Here is a 16,977-nt window from a genome sequence, read left to right on the forward strand (position 1 = left end):
CCCACGCCTGACGAGGCCCCGGCCGAACCGGAGGCGCGTTGCGGCGGACGTGACTGGGCCGCCTCGTCAAGCGCGCGTTGCTGACGCTCCAGGGCGCGCTCCTGCTCGGAGAGCTGACCACGCATGCTCTGCACCTGTCGCTCGAGGTCATTGACCCGCTGCATCAGGCGCTGGAGCAGCACGGCCTGCCCCGACTGGCTGCCCGGATCAACCCCCGTGTCCGCCACCGTGACGCTGGCCGCCGGCATGGGCGTAGCTTGCGCGCTCGAGCTGCCAGGCGCGGAGTCATCTGCCGTCTCGCCGGACGGCTGTTCATTGGAACCGCCACCCCAGTTGAGCCAACCCGGCGCCTGCTGAGCGGCTACCGGCAGGGTGGTGCCGCCAAGCAGCAGGGCGGCGGCGAGCGAGCCCGCTAACCGTGAACGGCGATTCGAAGAGATCTCGTGCATGGTATTCGGCAACTTCCTGGTCGTTTTCCTAGTCATTGAAGGGCCCCCAGACCGGGTCGCGCACCTTACCCCGATCGTAACTCAGCGTCTGCGGCTCGCCACCGATGGCCGGTGAAATCTTGAGCACCGAGCCACCGCCGGACTGTGCCGCGTACACCACCATGGCGCCATTGGGCGCGTAACTGGGGCGCTCCTCGCCACCACCGCGGCTGAGCAGTTGACGATTGCCGTCGTCGAGCGATTGCTCGGCGACGAAGAAGCCACGGTCATCGCGCACCACCAGCGCCAGGCGCTCGCCATCCGGCGAGATGCGCGGGCCGGCAGCATACGGGGTATCGAAGGTCAGGCGGCGCGCCCGGTCGTCCGGTCCGGCCTTGCGGAACACCTGCGGCTGACCGAAACGGTCCGAGGTGAAGGCGAGGCTGCGATTGTCCGGGAACCAGGTCGGCTCAGTCTCGATCGAGCCGGAGCGCGTCCACTGGACCGTCCGACGGGTATCGAGATCGACCACATAGATATCCGGGTTGCCGCCCTTGGAGAGGGTCACGGCGATCTTGTCGCCGCGCGGCGACCAGGCGGGAGCGCCGTTGATGCCGCGGTAGTCGGTAAGTTGATACCGATCGCCGGTGGACAGATCCTGCACCCAGATGGCCGAGCGGTTGCCCTCGAAGGAGACGTAGGCCAGCCGGCCGCCGTCCGGCGACCAGCTCGGCGACATGAGCGGATACGGCGACTCGAGCACGGTGCGCGGGTTGGCACCGTCGGAATCGGCAATCTGCAGGGTATAGGTGCGATTGTCGACCGAGCCGCGCTCGGTGACATAGGCAATCCGGGTGGAGAAGGCGCCGCGCTCGCCGGTCAACTCCTTGTAGACGATGTCACTGATGCGATGCGCCACCGAGCGATCCGCCGAGGTGCCGGCCGTGATCTGGCTGCCGGCCAGGCGCTGACCGGAACTGACGTCAATCAGGTAGAAGCGGGTGCGCAGTCGGTCAGCATCACGCTCGACCTGACCCATGACCAGATAGCGCGCCTTGCCGGCCCGCCAGTCGCCGATGCGCAACTGCTCCGGCGAGGCCGGGCGCCCCGGCATGGCATCCCGCGCGATGGGCGCGAACAACCCCGAACGGGCGAGGTCGTCACCGATGATCCGCGCGAGATCGCTCACCTCACCCGGCTGATCGAACGGCACCACGGCGATCGGCACGCCCGACTCGGTGCCACCGCTGATATCGATTTCCAGCGCGGCCTGTGCCGGCATGACGACGGCGAGCATCCCCGCCAGGAGCGTGGCGGCGAGCCAGCGATGCGAACGATGCAAAAGGGCCTGTACTGTCATGTGGGTCACCCCGGGTTGGCCGGTCATTCCGGCTTGAAGTTGAAACGGAGCTCTTCCTGGAAGATCGAGTCGATTTCCGGCTTGGGCAGCGGCGAGGCGGCCTCAATCGCCTGCACCACGGAACGCTCGAACAGGCGGTCGCCATCACAACGCTCCACGTTCACGCTGCGCACGCGCCCGTCGCCGTCCTGACGAACGGTAACCGTACAGGTCCAGCCAACCTGCGCCCCTCGGGGGCGCTGCCAGTTGTCCCGCACCTTGGATTGGATGGCCGCGGCCCACTTGCTCAGCGCGTCGCTCTCGGCACGCGCCTGCTGCTCGGCGGCCAACTGGTCACGCAGGGCCTGTTCACGGGCCTCACGCTCGGCACGCTCGCGGGCGGCCTTTTCCTCGGCCTCGCGGCGTGCTTTCGCTTCGGCTTCCTGGCGTGCCTTTTCCTCGGCTTCACGACGTGCTTTTTCTTCAGCCGCCTGGCGAGCCTTTTCCTCGGCTTCACGACGCGCCTTTTCTGCCGCCTCCTTGCGAGCTTGCTCTTCGGCTTCCCGGCGCGCCTTTTCCTCAGCGGCCTGGCGGGCGGCCTCTTGTGCCTCCTTGCGGGCTGCCTCGGCCTCTTGGCGCGCGGCCTCGCGGGCGGCTTCGGCCTCGGCACGGGCGCGCTCTTCCGCCTCGCGTCGTTTTGCCGCCTCCTCGGCGGCCTGGCGCTCTGCTTGCGCCTCCTTACGGGCCGCTTCGCGCTCGGCCTCGGCTTGCTCGCGGGCCCGAGCAAGCTCTTCCAGCCGTTTCTGCTCGGCTTCGGCCTCGCGCTCGCGCTGCTCGCGCAATTCTTGCAACTGCTTGGCGCGAGCCTCCTCGGCCCGACGGGCCGCGGCCGCTTCCTCGGCGGCCTGCTCGGCCTCGGTTCGTTCGCGCTCGCGACTCTCGCGCTCCTCGCGCAGCCGCTCGGCCTGTTGCTCGATCGCCTCGGAGGAGACCGATTCGGCCTCGATGCTCGGCGTGGGCTCCGATGCCGCCTCGCCACTGGGCTTGACCGATTCCGGCTGCCACAACTCGGAGAACACGATCGCGAGCACCAGCACCACGTGCAGCAGCACGGCCAAGGTGACCGCCGCGGGCATGCGTTTAAGCATCCGCCACATGGCTTACCGCTCCTCCTCGTTGCCGGCGTTCGGGTCGGAGTCGGTCACGAGCCCCACCTTGGGCGCCCCGCCCTGCTGGGCGGCCACCATGGCACGCATGACATTCTCGTAGTTCGAGGCACGATCGCCCTTCACCAGGATCGGCGTTTGCGGGTCGACCTGACGCGCGGCCGCCACCAGCTCGGTGACCGTCGCCAGGCTGACCGGGGCATCGGGGTTGTCGGCCTGATTGACGAAATATTCGCCGTCACGATTGACGCTGATCAGCAGCGGCGGCTCGTCGGTGTCTTCCAGCGGGCTGGCCGAGGCCTGCGGCGGCTCGACCTCGACCCCCTGCTGCAGCATGGGCGCAGTGACCATGAAGATCACCAGCAGCACCAGCATCACGTCGATGTAGGGGACGACATTGATCTCGGCGACCATCCGCCGTGCCCGTCGCGTGCGACGCGCCATGGCTTACTTGCCCCCCAACTGACGCTGCAGCAGCCCCAGGAATTCGTCGACGAAATTCTCGTAACGCCCGGCGAGCCAGTCGACCCGCTGGGTGTAGCGGTTGTAGGCAATGACGGCCGGGATGGCGGCGAACAGGCCCATCGCGGTGGCGATCAGCGCCTCGGCGATCGGCGGGGCCACCGCCGCCAGCGTGGCGCTTTGCATGGTGCCGAGGTTCATGAACGCGCTCATGATCCCCCAGACGGTACCGAACAGGCCCACGTAGGGGCTGACCGAGCCGACCGTGGCGAGAAACGGCACGCCTTCCTCGAGCTGGTCGAGCTGGCGATGCTCGGCCACGCGCATGGCGCGTTCGACACCGTCGATAATCTGCGCGTGCCCCCGGTCCTCGGCCTGCCGTAGGCGTTGGAACTCGCGGAAACCCGCCTCGAAGATGGCCTCGTGGCCCTCGCGCGGCCGGGCCTCGCGGGAGATGCGGTCATAGAACTCGTTGAGGCTGCCGCCCGCCCAGAAGCTGCTTTCGAACGCGCGCACGCCGCTGACCGAACGCTTGTAGGCGCGCGCCTTGTGGAAGATCAACGCCCAGGAGCCGATCGACGCCAGCGCCAGGATGATCAGGACCAGTTGCACGGGCAGGCTCGCCCCGGTAATCAGCTCGACGACGGACGGATCGGCATTCACGCGAAAGACTCCAGGATCGACTCGGGTATGGGTTTGGGACGGAAGGTCCGCGCATCCACGCAGACCACGCGCACGGACACCCCACACAGGACCGTGGAATCGGCGGAATGTTCCACGCGCTGGGTGAAGTCGATGGCCGCCGCGCGCAGGCGCGCCACCTCGCAACTGACGTTGAGCGAGTCATTAAATCGTGCCGGTCGGCGATATTCAAGCGAGGCCCGCGCCACCACGAACACCACCTGATACTCGTCGCGCAGCACGTCCTGCTCCCAGCCACGTGAGCGCAGCCACTCGGTGCGGGCGCGCTCGCAGAAATTGAGATAGCGGGCGTGGTAGACCACCCCGCCGGCGTCGGTGTCCTCGTAGTAGACACGCACCGGCCAGCGAAAGATATCGCGGCTCGACAAACCTGCTGCGCCACCCGATTGCATCATCAAGAACTCGCTCCTATCGATTCGCCCGGAGCGAAGCGAGACGCACAAAGTGCGCTCGAAGAGTGCAGGCCATGGACGGCCTGCATCCGCCTATCGGCTTGATATGTCTCGTCGCTCACTGTGCGGCTCCTTGCACTCGGGCGGCTCGCGACGGTTTGTCGAGCCGCTTAACCAACATCGTCGGAAGCCCCCGCCAGTGGATCGATCGATTCGTCCTGCCAGCGCTCGGGCGGGCGGTAGCCGAAGTGCTCCCAGGTCTGCCGGGTGGCCATGCGACCGCGCGGGGTGCGGATCAGGAAGCCCTGCTGGATCAGGTAGGGCTCGAGCACGTCCTCGATGGTGTCGCGCGATTCGCCGATCGCCGCGGCGATGTTGTCCAGCCCGACCGGGCCGCCGTCGAATTTCTCCAGCAGGGTCTCGAGCAGGCGGCGGTCCTGGTGATCGAAGCCGCGCTTGTCGACCTTGAGCATGTCCAGCGCGGCATTGGCGATCGACCGATCGACTTGGCCGCCGCCCTTGATGTCGGCGTAGTCGCGCACCCGGCGCAGCAGCCGGTTGGCGATTCGGGGCGTGCCGCGTGACCGGGCCGCGATTTCGCGGGCGCCGTGGTTGTCCATCTCCAACTGGGTCAGTCGCGCCGAACGCTCGACGATGTGCACCAAGTGGTCGACCTCGTAGAACTCGAGGCGCTGGATGATGCCAAAGCGGTCGCGCAGCGGGTTGGTGAGCATGCCGGCGCGGGTGGTCGCCCCCACCAGGGTGAACGGCGGCAGGTCGAGCTTGATCGAGCGGGCCGCCGGCCCTTCGCCGATCATGATGTCGATCTGGTAGTCCTCCATCGCCGGATAGAGGATCTCCTCGACCACCGAGGACAGCCGGTGGATCTCGTCGATGAACAGCACGTCGCCCGGCTCGAGGTTGGTCAGCAGCGCGGCGAGATCGCCGGGGCGCTCAAGCACCGGCCCGGAGGTCTGCTTGAGGCTCACGCCCATCTCGTTGGCGATGATGTGCGCCAGCGTGGTCTTGCCCAGCCCCGGCGGGCCGAAGATCAGCACGTGGTCGAGCGGCTCGCCGCGGTTGCGCGCGGCGGGGACGAAGATCTCCATCTGCTCGACCACGGCCGGCTGGCCGATGTAGTCGGCCAGCCGGCGTGGGCGCAGCGCCCGTTCGAGGGCCTCCTCGTCGGGGCGGTGTTCGGAGCTGACGAAGCGGGCGTCGTCGATGCCTTCACTCATGGCTTACTTCACCGTCTGCCGCAGGGCGAGACGAATCAGCGATTCGGCGTTGTCCGCGCCTTCCTTCTCGGCCCGGGCGATCATGCGGTTGGCCTCGGCCGGCTTGTAGCCGAGCGCCTCGAGCGCGCTCAACGCCTCGTCGCGCGGCGTGTCGACCGCCGGCTCGCCGCCGGCGATCATCGGCGCCACACCACCGGGTTGCTTGTCGAGCCGGTCGCGCATCTCGATGATCAGGCGCTCGGCGGTCTTCTTGCCGATCCCCGGCACCTTGGTCAGCGCGGTGACGTCGTCGTTGAGTACGCAGTCGCGGAACTGCGCCTCGGACATGCCCGAGAGCACCGCGACCGCCATGCGCGGACCGATGCCCGACACCTTGATCAGGGCGCGAAACAGGTCGCGCTCGCGGATGGTGGCAAAGCCGTACAGCAACTGGGCGTCCTCGCGCACCACCAGGTGGGTGTGCAGGACCACGTCGTCCTGCCCCTGGGTAGCGAAGAAGGTCGACATCGGGGCCTCGACCTCGTAGCCGATCCCCTGCACGTCCACCAGCAGAAACGGGGGTTTGCGCATCAACACGCGTCCGGCGAGTCGTCCGATCATGGGCACCTCATTTCTTGGTTCCGGCCTTGCCGGTCGAGCGGGCCATCAGGGTGGCCGCATCCATGTCGCGCCAGCCGCGCGAGTCGCTGCGGCGGCGATAGCGTCGCTGCGAGGCCTCGCGCAGGATCTCGCGCGCCTCGCTGTTCGGGCCGCTGCCGGTCACCGCGGAAAAGGCATTGCTGCGGTAGCAGTGACACAGGGCCACCGCCGCCGCGTCCGCCCCGTCGCTCGACGGCAATTCAGTAAGCCCGACCAGTCGCTGGACCATGTGGGCCACCTGCGCCTTGTCGGCCCGACCGCTGCCGACCACCGCCTGCTTGACCGTCGCCGGCATGTATTCCTCCACCGGCAGGCCCTGGCGCACCACGGCCGCCAGCGCCGCGCCGCGCGCCTGGGCAAGCTTGAGCGAGGAGGATTCGCTGCGATACATGAAGATCTGCTCGATGGCGCATTCGCTCGGCCGATGGGTCTCGATCCACTCGGAGACCACATCGAAAACGCCGCCCATGCGGGCGGCAAAGTCACCGTGAGACTGCAGGGAATGGCTCGACAGCTCGAGACAGCGGGCCCGCCCGCCGGCGAACTCGATCACCGCCAGCCCGAGCACGCGCGAGCCGGGGTCGATCCCGAGCACTCGCCGCGCGGGGCGATTCCCTGCCGGTGAATCAGGCATAGGCCGCTTCCGGGATCTCGCCGTTGTGATAAACGTCCTGGACGTCGTCGAGGTCTTCGAGCATGTCGATCAGCTTGAGCACCTTCTCGGCGGTCTCGCCCTCCACCGGCGCGTTGGTCGACGGCCGCATGGTGACTTCGCTCTCCTCGGGCGGCAGGCCGGCATCGATCATGGCCTGCTTGACGTCATGATAGGTCTCCGGCGTGGTGGTCACCTCGATCGAGTTGTCGTCGAACACCTCGATGTCCTCGGCACCGGCCTCCATCGCCGCCTCCATGACCGGGTCCTCGTCACTGCCCGGCGGGTAGTAGAGCACGCCGAGACGGGAGAACAGGAAGGCGACCGAACCGTCGGTACCCAGATTGCCACCGTTCTTGGAGAAGGCGTGGCGCACGTCGGCCACCGTCCGGGTGTTGTTGTCGGTCATGCCCGTCACGTAGACGGCCACGCCGCCCGGGCCGTAACCCTCGAAGGAGACCTCGACGAAGTCCTGCCCCTCGAGGTCACCGGCACCACGCTTGGCGGCGCGCTCGATGGTGTCTTTGGGCATGTTGGCACCCAGCGCCTTGTCCCAGGCCAGGCGCAGACGCGGATTGGCCGCCGGGTCGGCATTGCCGCCCGTGCGCGCGGCCACGGTGATCTCGCGGATGATCTTCGTCCAGATCTTGCCGCGCTTCTTATCCTGCGCCGCCTTGCGGTGCTTGATGTTCGCCCACTTGCTGTGACCGGCCATCGGCGTGATTCCTCATTGACGGTGAAAACGCGCCCCGAAAACGGGACGTATCGATAATGCGCGCCATTCTATCAAAGCCCGGCCATCACCCCGACGCCAGATGCCGGTCTTCCCGCCACCAGAAGAACCAGAGCGACAACGCCGCGAGATACAAAACGGCCATCCCCACGGCCAGGGCAAACAGGGAATCCGCCAGCCACGCGACCATCAACCCCGACACCAGGCCGGCGAACGCCATCTGGGTCGCCCCCTGCAGCGCCGAGGCCAGCCCCCGCTGTGCCGGCCAATAGTCGAGCGCGGTGATATTCAGTGCCGGCATGGTGGTCGCCATGCCCATGACGTAGAGCGTGATCGGCGTGACCGTCCACCACACGCCATGTGTGACATCCGGCGGCTGCACCCAGGCCTGGATCAGGTTGTAGACCACCGCCAGCCCGGTCAGCCCGAGGCCCAGCGCCATGGTGCCGGTCATGCTCAGCCGCCCCGCCAGCCAGTTGGTCAGGCGGCTGCCCAGGATCAGGCCGGTCACCAGCGGCACAAAGAACTTCCAGAAATCGGTCTCGTCCTGGCCCAGATGGTCGATGAGAATCACGGGGGCGGCGGCCACATACAGGAACATGCCGCCGAACAGCAGCGCGAACACCACGACCAGCTGCATGTAGCGCGGATGCGCCAGGGCCCGCGCGTAGCTCTTGAGCACGAACCGCGGCGCGAACGATTGGCGATCCCGGTGCGCCACGGTCTCCGGTAGCAGTTGCCAGATCGCCACCACCAGCAGCAGGGAGAAACCCAGCAGGAACCAGAACACCGAGCGCCAGCCGAACCATTCGTGCAACCAGCCGCCGATAATCGGCGCCGCCGCCGGGGCCGCGGCGAAAATCAGCATCACGTTAGACATCACCCGCTGGGCATCGGCGCCGGCAAACAGGTCACGCACCAGCGCCCGGCCGATCACCACGCCGGCTCCCGCCGCCAACCCCTGCCCGACGCGGGCGGCGATCAACTGCCCGATGCTCTGCGACAACGCGGCGAACACGGTCATCAGCGCGTAGGCCAGCAGGGCGAGCAGGATCACGCGCTTGCGGCCAAAGCTGTCGGAGGCCGGCCCGTAGAACAGCATCATCGAGCCGAAGGCAAGCAGGTACAGGGAAAGGGTCTGCTGGATCGCCGCCTGCCCCACGCCGAATTCGTCGGCCATGGCGTGAAACGACGGCAGGTAGGCATCGACGGTGAACGGCGCGAGCATCAACAGCCCGGCAATCACCAAAATCAGGACGGCGGCCGCACGCCCCCGTGGGGCGTTATCGACGCGTGCGGAGTCGCCGACCGGCGCGCTCACGCCGGCGCGAGTTCGCGCACACCAGAACGGTAGCGCAGGAAGCTCTTGAGTTGCTGGTGGCCGTGCTGGGTGAGGATCGACTCGGGGTGGAACTGGACGCCCTCGATGGCGTACTCGCGATGGCGGAACCCCATGATCTCGTCGACCGCCCCGTCATCAAACTGCGTCCAGGCGGTGATCTCGAGCACCTCGGGAACACTGTCGCGAGCGATGACCAACGAGTGATAACGCGTGGCCTCGAAGGGATTCGGCAGCCCTTCGAACACACCCTCGCCGGTGTGATAAACCGGCGAGACCTTGCCGTGCATCACCTCGCGGGCCCGCACCACCTTGCCGCCGAAGACCTGGCCGATCGCCTGATGCCCCAGGCAGACGCCGAGGATGGGGAGCTTGCCGGCAAAGTGGCGGATCACCTCGAGCGAGATGCCGGCCTGGTCCGGATCGCAAGGCCCCGGGGAGACCACGATGTGGCTCGGCGCACGGGCCTCGATCTCCTCGACCGTCACCTGATCGTTGCGCGCCACCCAGACCTCTTCACCCAGCTCGCCCAGGTACTGGACGAGGTTGTAGGTAAACGAGTCGTAGTTGTCGAGCATCAAGACCATTGCGATTGCGACTCCATGAGCTAAGCGGTCGGACCGCCCGAAATCCGGGCAGCGGGGTAAGCGTTGGATGGCCAGTATAGCCGACGAGAAGCGCGCCTCGATCGGACGGCTCAGTGATACTTCTCGACGGTGATGTGCCCCGGCTCACGGCGACGATGACGACGCAGGCCACGCGGCTCGAGTACCTGCTGGACCGCCTCGATCATTCCTGAGTTCCCGCACAGCATGACGTGGGCATCCTCCGCTCGCAGATCCAGCCCGACATGGCGCTCGAGCTCACCGGAGTCCAGCGCGGCCGGGATCCGTTCGCTCAGGGTGCCCGGCTGCGCCTCCCGCGTGACCACCGGCACGAAGTCGAATCGATCGCCGTGGCGCGCCTGCAATCGACGAATCGTCTCGCCATAGGCGAGATCCGTCGCCCGGCGCACCGAATGACACAACACCACCCGCTCGGCGCGCTCCCAAGGGGTGTCGGTCTTGAGCATCGACAGGAACGGACCGAGCGCGGTACCCGTCGCGAACAGCCACAGATGGCGATGCGCCGGGGTGCGCTCCATGGTCATGGTGCCGGTGACCGAGGAATGCACGAACAGGGCGTCACCGGGCTCCAGCCGGGCCAGGCGCGGCGAGAGCGGCCCTTCGGGCACGAGATTGAAATAGATCTCGTGCGGGGTCTCGTCCGGCGCGTTGACCAGCGAGTAGGGTCGCGCGACGCGCTCGCCGTCGATATCGAGTCCGACCCGGACAAACTGTCCCGCCTTGAACGCCGGCAGCGGCGCGTCAAAACGCAGGGAGTACAGCCCGTCGTTCCAGCGAATCTTCTCCGCCACCGTCACTTCGATCCATTCGCCCATCCGTTACCTCGTCTCGATTGGTCTTGCCGCTCGTGTCCAGCATGACATGGACGGCAAACCCTCAGGCTCCCACCCGCCGACGTGCCTGCTGCCGGGCCCGCCGCTGGTAGAGCGTGATGATCAGCAGCGCCGACAGGATCAGGCCAATGCCGATCTGCTTGACCGGCCCCGGTGTCTCACCCAGCACCAGCCAGGCGCTCAACACGCCGACACCGGGCACCAGCAGCGCCCCGAAGCCGGCGATCCAGGTGGGCAGGTGATGCAGTGAATACACCCACAACAACCAGCCAACCGCGCCGGCCAGCACGACGTTATAGAACAGGGCCCAGAAAAAGTTGGGCGTCGGATCGACCGCAAACGGCTCGACCCAGAGCGCGATCGCCGTCAGCAACAGGCCGCCATAGAGCATCTGCCAGGCCGTCAGGCTAAGCAGGTCCGGCTGATAGCGATGGTAGTAACGCTTCTGCCAGATCGCACCCAACGCCCAGCCGAATCCCGAGGCAAAGGCCAGCAACACCGCCGCCGGCATCAGGCCCGCCTCCCAGGGCGAGATCAACAGCACCAGCCCGGGCACGGCCAGGCCGATCGCCAACAGCTGCACGCGCGTGATCCGTTCGTTGAGGGCGAAATGCGCCATCAGGGTCAGCCACAGGGGCATCATGAAGACGATCACCGCGGTCTCGCCCGCCCCACCGCCGGCCTGAAGCGCCCACATCATGAAACCGACGAAGCCGGCGGTCTGGAACAGGCCGATCGGCAAGGCGTAGAACAACGGCGGCGGGCGCAGGCGCTTGCCGGCGAGCGGCAGGATCGCGATCAGCAGTAGGGCCGGCAGTACCGTACGCAGCGCGGCGAACCACGCCGCCGAGACATCCACCAGCACGGCCTTCATCACCACCCAGTTATAGCCCCACAGCAGGCCGAGCAAGAGCAAGGCAAACAGCGGCACCATCGCGATCGGGGCGTACTGGGGAATCTCGCGGTCCTCGACGGGACCCGGGGTTGGTTCGGTCATGCGCGCACCGGCGATTGCTCAAGGGGCGGCGATCTTAGCAGCCCCGGCCCACGCGAGGCCTACCACCGCTCCCCGCATGCTTCCGACGCATCAAGGAACCCGAGCGCCTTGAGTGCATCTCAACTACCGTAGGGTTGGCCGAGCAGGGGGCATGAACAAACAGAACGCCCCGCTGGCCACGGCCGACACTGGGCACAAGGCTCGACGTCCTGTCGTGCCGGGCCGAGCAACCAAGGAGGTCGCATCATGTTGTCATGGGCACTCGTTTTCCTGATCGTGGGCATCATCGCAGGCGTACTGGGCTTAAGCGGCATCGCGGGCGCCGCGACGCAGATCGCCTGGATCCTGTTCGTGGTGGGCCTGATCCTGGCCATCGTTTTCTTCCTGATGGGCCGACGGCCGCCTGTCTGACGACACCGCTCAACGGACAACAAAAAAACCCCGGCCAGGCCGGGGTTTTCGTTTATCCGGTCGCGTGGACGACGGATCAGATCCGACCGTAGACCTCGCCACCCTTCTCGACGAACTCGATCGACTTCTCCTTCATGCCCTGCTTGAGGGCCTCCTCCTCGTCGACGCCCATCTGGTCGGCGTACTCGCGCACCTCCTGGGTGATCTTCATCGAGCAGAAGTGCGGACCGCACATCGAGCAGAAGTGCGCCACCTGGTGCGCCTCCTTCGGCAGGGTCGCATCGTGGTACTCACGCGCCCGCTCCGGGTCGAGCGACAGGTGGTACTGGTCCAGCCAGCGGAACTCGAAGCGCGCCTTGGACAGGGCGTTGTCGCGCACCTGCGTGCCCGGGAAGCCCTTGGCGAGATCCGAGGCGTGGGCGGCGATCTTGTAGGTGATCACCCCTTCGCGCACGTCATCCTTGTCCGGCAGGCCGAGGTGCTCCTTGGGCGTGACGTAGCAGAGCATGGCGGTGCCGTACCAACCGATGTTGGCCGCGCCGATACCGCTGGTGATGTGGTCATAGGCCGGCGCGATGTCGGTGACCAGCGGGCCGAGGGTGTAGAACGGGGCCTCGAAGCAGTCCTCGAGTTCCTTGTCCATGTTCTCCTTGATCATGTGCAGCGGCACGTGGCCCGGCCCCTCGATCATCACCTGGACATCGTGCTTCCAGGCAATCTGGGTCAGCTCGCCAAGGGTCTTCAGTTCGGCGAACTGCGCCTCGTCGTTGGCATCCGCGAGGCAGCCCGGGCGCAGGCCGTCGCCCAGCGAGAAGGACACATCGTAGGCCTTCATGATCTCGCAGATCTCGTTGAAGTGCGTGTAGAGGAACGACTCCTCGTGGCGGGCGAGACACCACTTGGCCATGATCGAACCACCACGCGAGACGATGCCCGTGACCCGCTCGGCGGTCATCGGCACGTAGGCGAGACGCACGCCGGCGTGGATGGTGAAGTAGTCCACGCCCTGCTCGGCCTGCTCGATCAGCGTGTCGCGGTAGATCTCCCAGGTCAGGTCCTCGGCCTTGCCGTCGACCTTCTCCAGCGCCTGGTAGAGCGGCACGGTGCCGATCGGCACCGGCGAATTGCGCAGGATCCACTCGCGGGTCTCGTGGATATGCTTGCCGGTCGACAGGTCCATGATGGTGTCGCCGCCCCAGCGGATGCCCCAGACCATCTTCTCGACTTCCTCGGCGATGCCGGAGGTGACCGCGGAGTTGCCGAGGTTGCCGTTGATCTTGGTGCGGAAGTTCCGGCCGATGATCATCGGCTCGATTTCCGGGTGGTTGATGTTCGCCGGGATGATCGCGCGACCGCGGGCGATCTCGTCACGGACGAACTCGGGCGTGATCTCGTCGGGGATCGATGCGCCGAAGGACTCGCCCTTGTGCTGGCGCAGCAGTGCCTTGTAACGCGGGTCGGCGCGCATCTCCTGCAGCCGGTTGTTCTCGCGGATGGCAACGTACTCCATCTCGGGGGTGATGATCCCCTGACGGGCGTAGTGCATCTGGGAGACGTTGGCACCGGCCTTGGCGCGACGCGGCGGGCGGATGTGCGAGAAACGCAGGTTCTCGGTCTTCTCGTCGGTCAGGCGATCCTGGCCGAAGCGCGAGGTCGGGCCGTCGAGCTGCTCGGTATCACCGCGCTCGTCGATCCACGCCTGACGCAGCGGCGAAAGCCCCTTGAGCAGGTCGATCTCGACCTCCGGGTCGGTGTACGGGCCGGAGGTGTCGTAGACCGGGATCGGCGGATTGGAGACGATGCCGGAGTCGTTCTGCGTCGCGGTCTGGCTGACCTCGCGGTACGGCACGCGGATATCGGGGCGCGAGCCGACCGAGTAGCGCTTGTGACTGGCCGGGAACGGCTCGATCACCGTCTCGGAGAGTTTCGCCGTCTTCTGCAGGAAATCGCTGGGGATTGCGCTCATGGGTATGCCACCTGGGTTGCACGTTGGGGCATGCACGACGAGCGCCGACTGGACACGAGGAGGGAATCTCGGTTGTGCCAGACAGACTTCCCTACGCCGATGCAAGCCGGATCAGGTTCCAAGGGTGTTTCTCAGCCGTCTGCCCGACCTGTCACGGCCGGGGCGGCACCCCTAGTCTGCGGATGGGTGGCGGCCGAACATCGTCCGGGCAGCCACCGTTATGGTCGGGACGCTACCCCAGCGATCGGCAAATAACAAGTTCCCGCACGGCTTTCAGTGACTTAGCATGTCGCATTCATCGCGTCACCTCGCGCGGGAAGTTGCCGGGGCAGTGGAAAACCCGTAAATTACCGCGCACTCAATTTCCCGAAACCAGAGCCGAATTCATGCCCACCGACATCGAACTGGCCCGCTTCAACATGGTCGAGCAACAGATCCGCCCCTGGGACGTGCTCGACAAGCGCGTTCTGGAGGTGTTCTTCAACGTCCCGCGCGAGCGTTTTGTCCCGGATGCCGAGCGGGTGCATGCCTTCGCCGACGTGGCGGTGCCGATCGGCCATGGCCAGACCATGCTGCCGCCGGTCGTCGAGGGCCGCATCCTGCAGAACCTGCAGGTCCAGCCCGGCGAGCGCGTGCTCGAGATCGGCACCGGCACCGGCTTCTTCACGGCCTGCCTGGCCTCCTTGGGCAACAGCGTGCGCTCGGTGGACATCTTCCCGGAGTTCACCGAACGCGCCGGCGGCCTGCTCTCGGAGCTGGGTTTCGAGCGCGTCGTGCTCGAAACCGGCGACGGCCACGACGGCTGGGCCACCGACGAACGCTTTGACGTGATCGTCTTCACCGGCGCGCGCACCGAGATGCCGGAAGCGAGCTTGCGCCAGCTCAATATCGGCGGTCGGCTGCTGGCCATCACCGGCACGGGACCGATCCAAACCGTCTCGATGGTGACCCGCGAATCCGAGACCCACTTCCACACCGACTCCCTGTTCGAGACCCGCACCGGCTACCTGATCGGCGCCGAGCCGAAGCCGACCTTCTCGCTCTAAGGACGATCTGCGCAAACCCGATGCCACAGGCTTGTCCCGCCGGGCGCGACTTGAACCCGACATCGGCGGCACTTCCTGCCTTGGCAGCGGAACCAGCCTGACCAAGGCGGACGGTCGCCTTGGCTCTACCCGGCCCCACGGGCCAGAGCGGCATCGGATTCGTGCAGCGCCCCGCCTTTCCGACTCCTGCCCGCTATCATCCCGGTGCGAACATCCAGGTCAGAGCCCACTCCAACCGGGGCGTTTCTGCGCTAAGCTCTTGACCCGGTAACGTATACCGTGGCCGGTTGGCAGCGACCAGGCCACGGATGGCCCAGGGACGGTCGGCAAGCCGATCCTTCCCAGCTGCCGACGGCCCGTTGACGCCTTGCCCACCGATGACCGGCTGGGGTATCGTTCAATCCGTTAGCAGACTAATCAATTCCCGACCAACCTTTCCGAGGTGTCCCGACCATGCCTGTCAGTCGCAACGCATCCACTCGCGGCGTGCCCATCGCCCCGAACCGGCCGCTGCGCCGCGCCGTCCTGTCGGTCGCCATCGGCATGGGCCTGGCGGTCGGCGGCACACCGGCCTGGTCGGCCGACCTGCTCGACATCTACTCGCTGGCCGAACAGAACGACCAGCAACTGCGCTCGGCCGAACAACAGCGTCTGTCGGTCGAGCAGAACATCCCGATCGAGCGGGCCGACCTGCTCCCGCAGGTGGGTGCCGGAGCGGGGGTTCGGTTTGAGCGCACCGACACCACGATTGGCGAAGCCCCCGGCACGGACAGCAACGATGGCTTTGGCGGCAATCTCGGCCTGACGCTCGAGCAGAGCCTCTTCAACCGGACGGCCCAGCTTGAAGTCGGCCGAGCCGAACTGGAGGTGCGCCAGGCGGCGGTCGACTATGAACAGGCCCGCCAGGATCTGATCCTGCGCACCGGCCAGGCATATTTCCGCGTCCTGAACGCCGATGCCCAGCTGCAATTGGCCCAGGCCAATCGCGCGGCACTCAAGCGTCAGCTTGAACGTGCCCAGCGACAGTACGAGGTGGGGCTGGTGGCGGTGACCGATGTGGCGGATGCCCAGTCGGAATACGACCAGGCCAACGCGCAGATCATTGCCGCGCGCAACGAGCTCAACAATGCCGAGGCGGCCCTGGCCACCATCATCGGGCAGATGGTCACCGACCTGGACGACATCCGCACCAACCTTGACGTGGCCGCGCCTCAGCCGGCCGACCCCGAGCAGTGGATCGAGCTCGCCCTCGCCCAGAACCTCGAGCTGCAAAGCGCGGCCATCGGCACGCAAATCGCCCAGCAGGCCGTCGACATCAACCGCTCCGCCCGTGCCCCAACCGTCGGACTGGAGGCGCAGTACGGTTACGACAACACCTACACCGGGGGAGGATTGACTCGGCAGGATCGGCGCGGATCGCTCAACGGCAGCGTCGGTGTGCAGGTCGAACTGCCGATCTACACCGGCGGGCGGATCAATTCACGCTCTCGCAAGGCGGCCTTCGATTACCAGCGCAGCCAGTTCGATCTGGATGGCCAACGCCGCCAGGTCCGCCAGCAGACGTCCGACAGCTTCCGCGGGGTGCAGACCTCGATCAGCGAGATCACCGCCTTCCGCCAGTCGGTGGAATCCGCACGGACCAGCCTGGTCGCCACCGAAGCAGGCTACGGCGTGGGCACGCGCACCATCGTCGACGTGCTCAATGCCGAACTGCGCGTATTCGAGGCCATGGCCAACTACCTCGATGCCCGTTACGGCTACATCACCAACCTGCTGCAGCTGAAGGCCGACACCGGCCAGCTGACCGTCGCCGACCTGGAAGCCATTAATCGCCAGCTCACGGATCAGGAAACCAACGCCCTGATCGCCCCGCTGATGGGGCGCAGCGATGACGACGGCGCGAGCTCGGCGGATACCGAAATGATGCAACGCGTGCTCGAGCGTGCCCGCCGGACGGTCGACGGCGAGAACTGACACCGGCTCGCCGGGGCAGGGAATCGACGCTCCC

At 66.7% G+C, this 16,977-nt stretch carries 18 protein-coding genes and 1 riboswitch (1 of these 19 cut by a window edge); of the genes, 3 read left to right on the forward strand and 15 right to left on the reverse strand.

Translation table 11 applies throughout. The features are described 5' to 3' along the window. The 14 genes from ybgF to SR882_RS11100 form a co-directional block, all read right to left on the reverse strand. On the reverse strand, window positions 1–449 hold the beginning of the coding sequence (gene ybgF / locus SR882_RS11035) for a tol-pal system protein YbgF (protein ID WP_322521271.1). The gene continues 517 nt to the left of window position 1, outside the view; the window shows 449 of its 966 coding nt (coding positions 1–449); the start codon lies at window positions 447–449; the stop codon falls past the left edge of the window. A 28-nt stretch (window positions 450–477) separates the two neighbouring features. Next, window positions 478–1,788: a Tol-Pal system beta propeller repeat protein TolB gene (gene tolB, locus SR882_RS11040; RefSeq protein ID WP_322521272.1), complete on the reverse strand. Its 1,311-nt coding sequence runs from the start codon at window positions 1,786–1,788 to the stop codon at window positions 478–480. Between the two features lie 23 nt (window positions 1,789–1,811). Continuing rightward, entirely contained in the window at window positions 1,812–2,924 is a 1,113-nt protein-coding gene (gene tolA / locus SR882_RS11045; RefSeq protein ID WP_322521273.1) for a cell envelope integrity protein TolA, read from the reverse strand. Window positions 2,925–2,927: 3 nt separating this feature from the next. After that, window positions 2,928–3,377, reverse strand: a complete 450-nt coding sequence (gene tolR / locus SR882_RS11050) for a protein TolR (protein WP_322521274.1) — start codon at window positions 3,375–3,377, stop codon at window positions 2,928–2,930. Between the two features lie 3 nt (window positions 3,378–3,380). Beyond that, a complete protein-coding gene (tolQ, locus tag SR882_RS11055; protein WP_322521275.1) occupies window positions 3,381–4,058 on the reverse strand; it encodes a protein TolQ in 678 nt (225 codons plus the stop codon). Further along, the gene (ybgC, locus tag SR882_RS11060) at window positions 4,055–4,489 is read right to left on the reverse strand and encodes a tol-pal system-associated acyl-CoA thioesterase (protein ID WP_322522417.1); all 435 of its coding nucleotides are present in this window, start codon (window positions 4,487–4,489) and stop codon (window positions 4,055–4,057) included. The genes tolQ and ybgC overlap by 4 nt, the downstream gene beginning before the upstream one ends. 170 nt (window positions 4,490–4,659) lie before the next feature. Next, entirely contained in the window at window positions 4,660–5,727 is a 1,068-nt protein-coding gene (gene ruvB / locus SR882_RS11065) for a Holliday junction branch migration DNA helicase RuvB (protein ID WP_322521276.1), read from the reverse strand. A gap of 3 nt (window positions 5,728–5,730) precedes the next feature. Next, window positions 5,731–6,327, reverse strand: a complete 597-nt coding sequence (gene ruvA, locus SR882_RS11070; RefSeq protein WP_322521277.1) for a Holliday junction branch migration protein RuvA — start codon at window positions 6,325–6,327, stop codon at window positions 5,731–5,733. Window positions 6,328–6,334: 7 nt separating this feature from the next. Next, window positions 6,335–7,000, reverse strand: coding sequence for a crossover junction endodeoxyribonuclease RuvC (gene ruvC, locus SR882_RS11075; RefSeq protein WP_322521278.1), 666 nt, complete (start codon window positions 6,998–7,000; stop codon window positions 6,335–6,337). Next, complete coding sequence (locus SR882_RS11080) at window positions 6,993–7,733, reverse strand: YebC/PmpR family DNA-binding transcriptional regulator (protein WP_322521279.1); 741 nt, start codon at window positions 7,731–7,733, stop codon at window positions 6,993–6,995. The genes ruvC and SR882_RS11080 overlap by 8 nt, the downstream gene beginning before the upstream one ends. An 85-nt stretch (window positions 7,734–7,818) precedes the next feature. Next, a complete protein-coding gene (locus SR882_RS11085; protein WP_322521280.1) occupies window positions 7,819–9,072 on the reverse strand; it encodes a multidrug effflux MFS transporter in 1,254 nt (417 codons plus the stop codon). Then, window positions 9,069–9,677: an anthranilate synthase component II gene (locus SR882_RS11090; RefSeq protein ID WP_322521281.1), complete on the reverse strand. Its 609-nt coding sequence runs from the start codon at window positions 9,675–9,677 to the stop codon at window positions 9,069–9,071. Before SR882_RS11090 ends, SR882_RS11085 begins: the two co-directional genes overlap by 4 nt. Before the next feature lie 110 nt (window positions 9,678–9,787). After that, window positions 9,788–10,531, reverse strand: a complete 744-nt coding sequence (locus SR882_RS11095) for a ferredoxin--NADP reductase (RefSeq protein WP_322521282.1) — start codon at window positions 10,529–10,531, stop codon at window positions 9,788–9,790. Window positions 10,532–10,592: 61 nt separating this feature from the next. Beyond that, entirely contained in the window at window positions 10,593–11,546 is a 954-nt protein-coding gene (locus tag SR882_RS11100) for a DMT family transporter (RefSeq protein ID WP_322521283.1), read from the reverse strand. Between the two features lie 246 nt (window positions 11,547–11,792). Here SR882_RS11100 and SR882_RS11105 point away from each other — a divergent pair, with 246 nt between their 5' ends. Then, on the forward strand, window positions 11,793–11,957 hold the full coding sequence (locus SR882_RS11105; RefSeq protein WP_082663799.1) for a DUF1328 domain-containing protein: 165 nt from the start codon (window positions 11,793–11,795) through the stop codon (window positions 11,955–11,957). Window positions 11,958–12,033: 76 nt separating this feature from the next. Here SR882_RS11105 and thiC read toward each other — a convergent pair whose 3' ends face one another. Then, complete coding sequence (gene thiC, locus SR882_RS11110; RefSeq protein ID WP_322521284.1) at window positions 12,034–13,923, reverse strand: phosphomethylpyrimidine synthase ThiC; 1,890 nt, start codon at window positions 13,921–13,923, stop codon at window positions 12,034–12,036. Window positions 13,924–13,994: 71 nt separating this feature from the next. After that, window positions 13,995–14,106: riboswitch (TPP riboswitch) on the reverse strand. A 203-nt stretch (window positions 14,107–14,309) separates the two neighbouring features. On the opposite strand from thiC, the gene SR882_RS11115 reads away from it, so the two are divergent. Together SR882_RS11115 and SR882_RS11120 are read left to right on the forward strand one after the other, a co-directional pair. Continuing rightward, a complete protein-coding gene (locus SR882_RS11115; RefSeq protein WP_322521285.1) occupies window positions 14,310–14,969 on the forward strand; it encodes a protein-L-isoaspartate O-methyltransferase family protein in 660 nt (219 codons plus the stop codon). Between the two features lie 453 nt (window positions 14,970–15,422). After that, window positions 15,423–16,943, forward strand: a complete 1,521-nt coding sequence (locus tag SR882_RS11120) for a TolC family outer membrane protein (RefSeq protein ID WP_322521286.1) — start codon at window positions 15,423–15,425, stop codon at window positions 16,941–16,943. Window positions 16,944–16,977: the final 34 nt, after the last annotated feature.

It is taken from the genome of Guyparkeria halophila (genome assembly GCF_034479635.1).
In the GTDB taxonomy this organism is placed as follows: domain Bacteria; phylum Pseudomonadota; class Gammaproteobacteria; order Halothiobacillales; family Halothiobacillaceae; genus Guyparkeria; species Guyparkeria halophila.

Coding starts and splice junctions, on each gene's coding strand:
- ybgC (WP_322522417.1), bottom strand. CDS start 4,489: ATGCAATCGGGTGGCGCAGCAGGTTTGTCGAGCCGCGATATCTTTCGC.
- SR882_RS11120 (WP_322521286.1), top strand. CDS start 15,423: ATGCCTGTCAGTCGCAACGCATCCACTCGCGGCGTGCCCATCGCCCCG.
- SR882_RS11090 (WP_322521281.1), bottom strand. CDS start 9,677: ATGGTCTTGATGCTCGACAACTACGACTCGTTTACCTACAACCTCGTC.
- ruvB (WP_322521276.1), bottom strand. CDS start 5,727: ATGAGTGAAGGCATCGACGACGCCCGCTTCGTCAGCTCCGAACACCGC.
- SR882_RS11105 (WP_082663799.1), top strand. CDS start 11,793: ATGTTGTCATGGGCACTCGTTTTCCTGATCGTGGGCATCATCGCAGGC.
- thiC (WP_322521284.1), bottom strand. CDS start 13,923: ATGAGCGCAATCCCCAGCGATTTCCTGCAGAAGACGGCGAAACTCTCC.
- SR882_RS11115 (WP_322521285.1), top strand. CDS start 14,310: ATGCCCACCGACATCGAACTGGCCCGCTTCAACATGGTCGAGCAACAG.
- ruvA (WP_322521277.1), bottom strand. CDS start 6,327: ATGATCGGACGACTCGCCGGACGCGTGTTGATGCGCAAACCCCCGTTT.
- tolR (WP_322521274.1), bottom strand. CDS start 3,377: ATGGCGCGTCGCACGCGACGGGCACGGCGGATGGTCGCCGAGATCAAT.
- SR882_RS11100 (WP_322521283.1), bottom strand. CDS start 11,546: ATGACCGAACCAACCCCGGGTCCCGTCGAGGACCGCGAGATTCCCCAG.
- ruvC (WP_322521278.1), bottom strand. CDS start 7,000: ATGCCTGATTCACCGGCAGGGAATCGCCCCGCGCGGCGAGTGCTCGGG.
- tolB (WP_322521272.1), bottom strand. CDS start 1,788: ATGACAGTACAGGCCCTTTTGCATCGTTCGCATCGCTGGCTCGCCGCC.
- SR882_RS11080 (WP_322521279.1), bottom strand. CDS start 7,733: ATGGCCGGTCACAGCAAGTGGGCGAACATCAAGCACCGCAAGGCGGCG.
- tolA (WP_322521273.1), bottom strand. CDS start 2,924: ATGTGGCGGATGCTTAAACGCATGCCCGCGGCGGTCACCTTGGCCGTG.
- SR882_RS11095 (WP_322521282.1), bottom strand. CDS start 10,531: ATGGGCGAATGGATCGAAGTGACGGTGGCGGAGAAGATTCGCTGGAAC.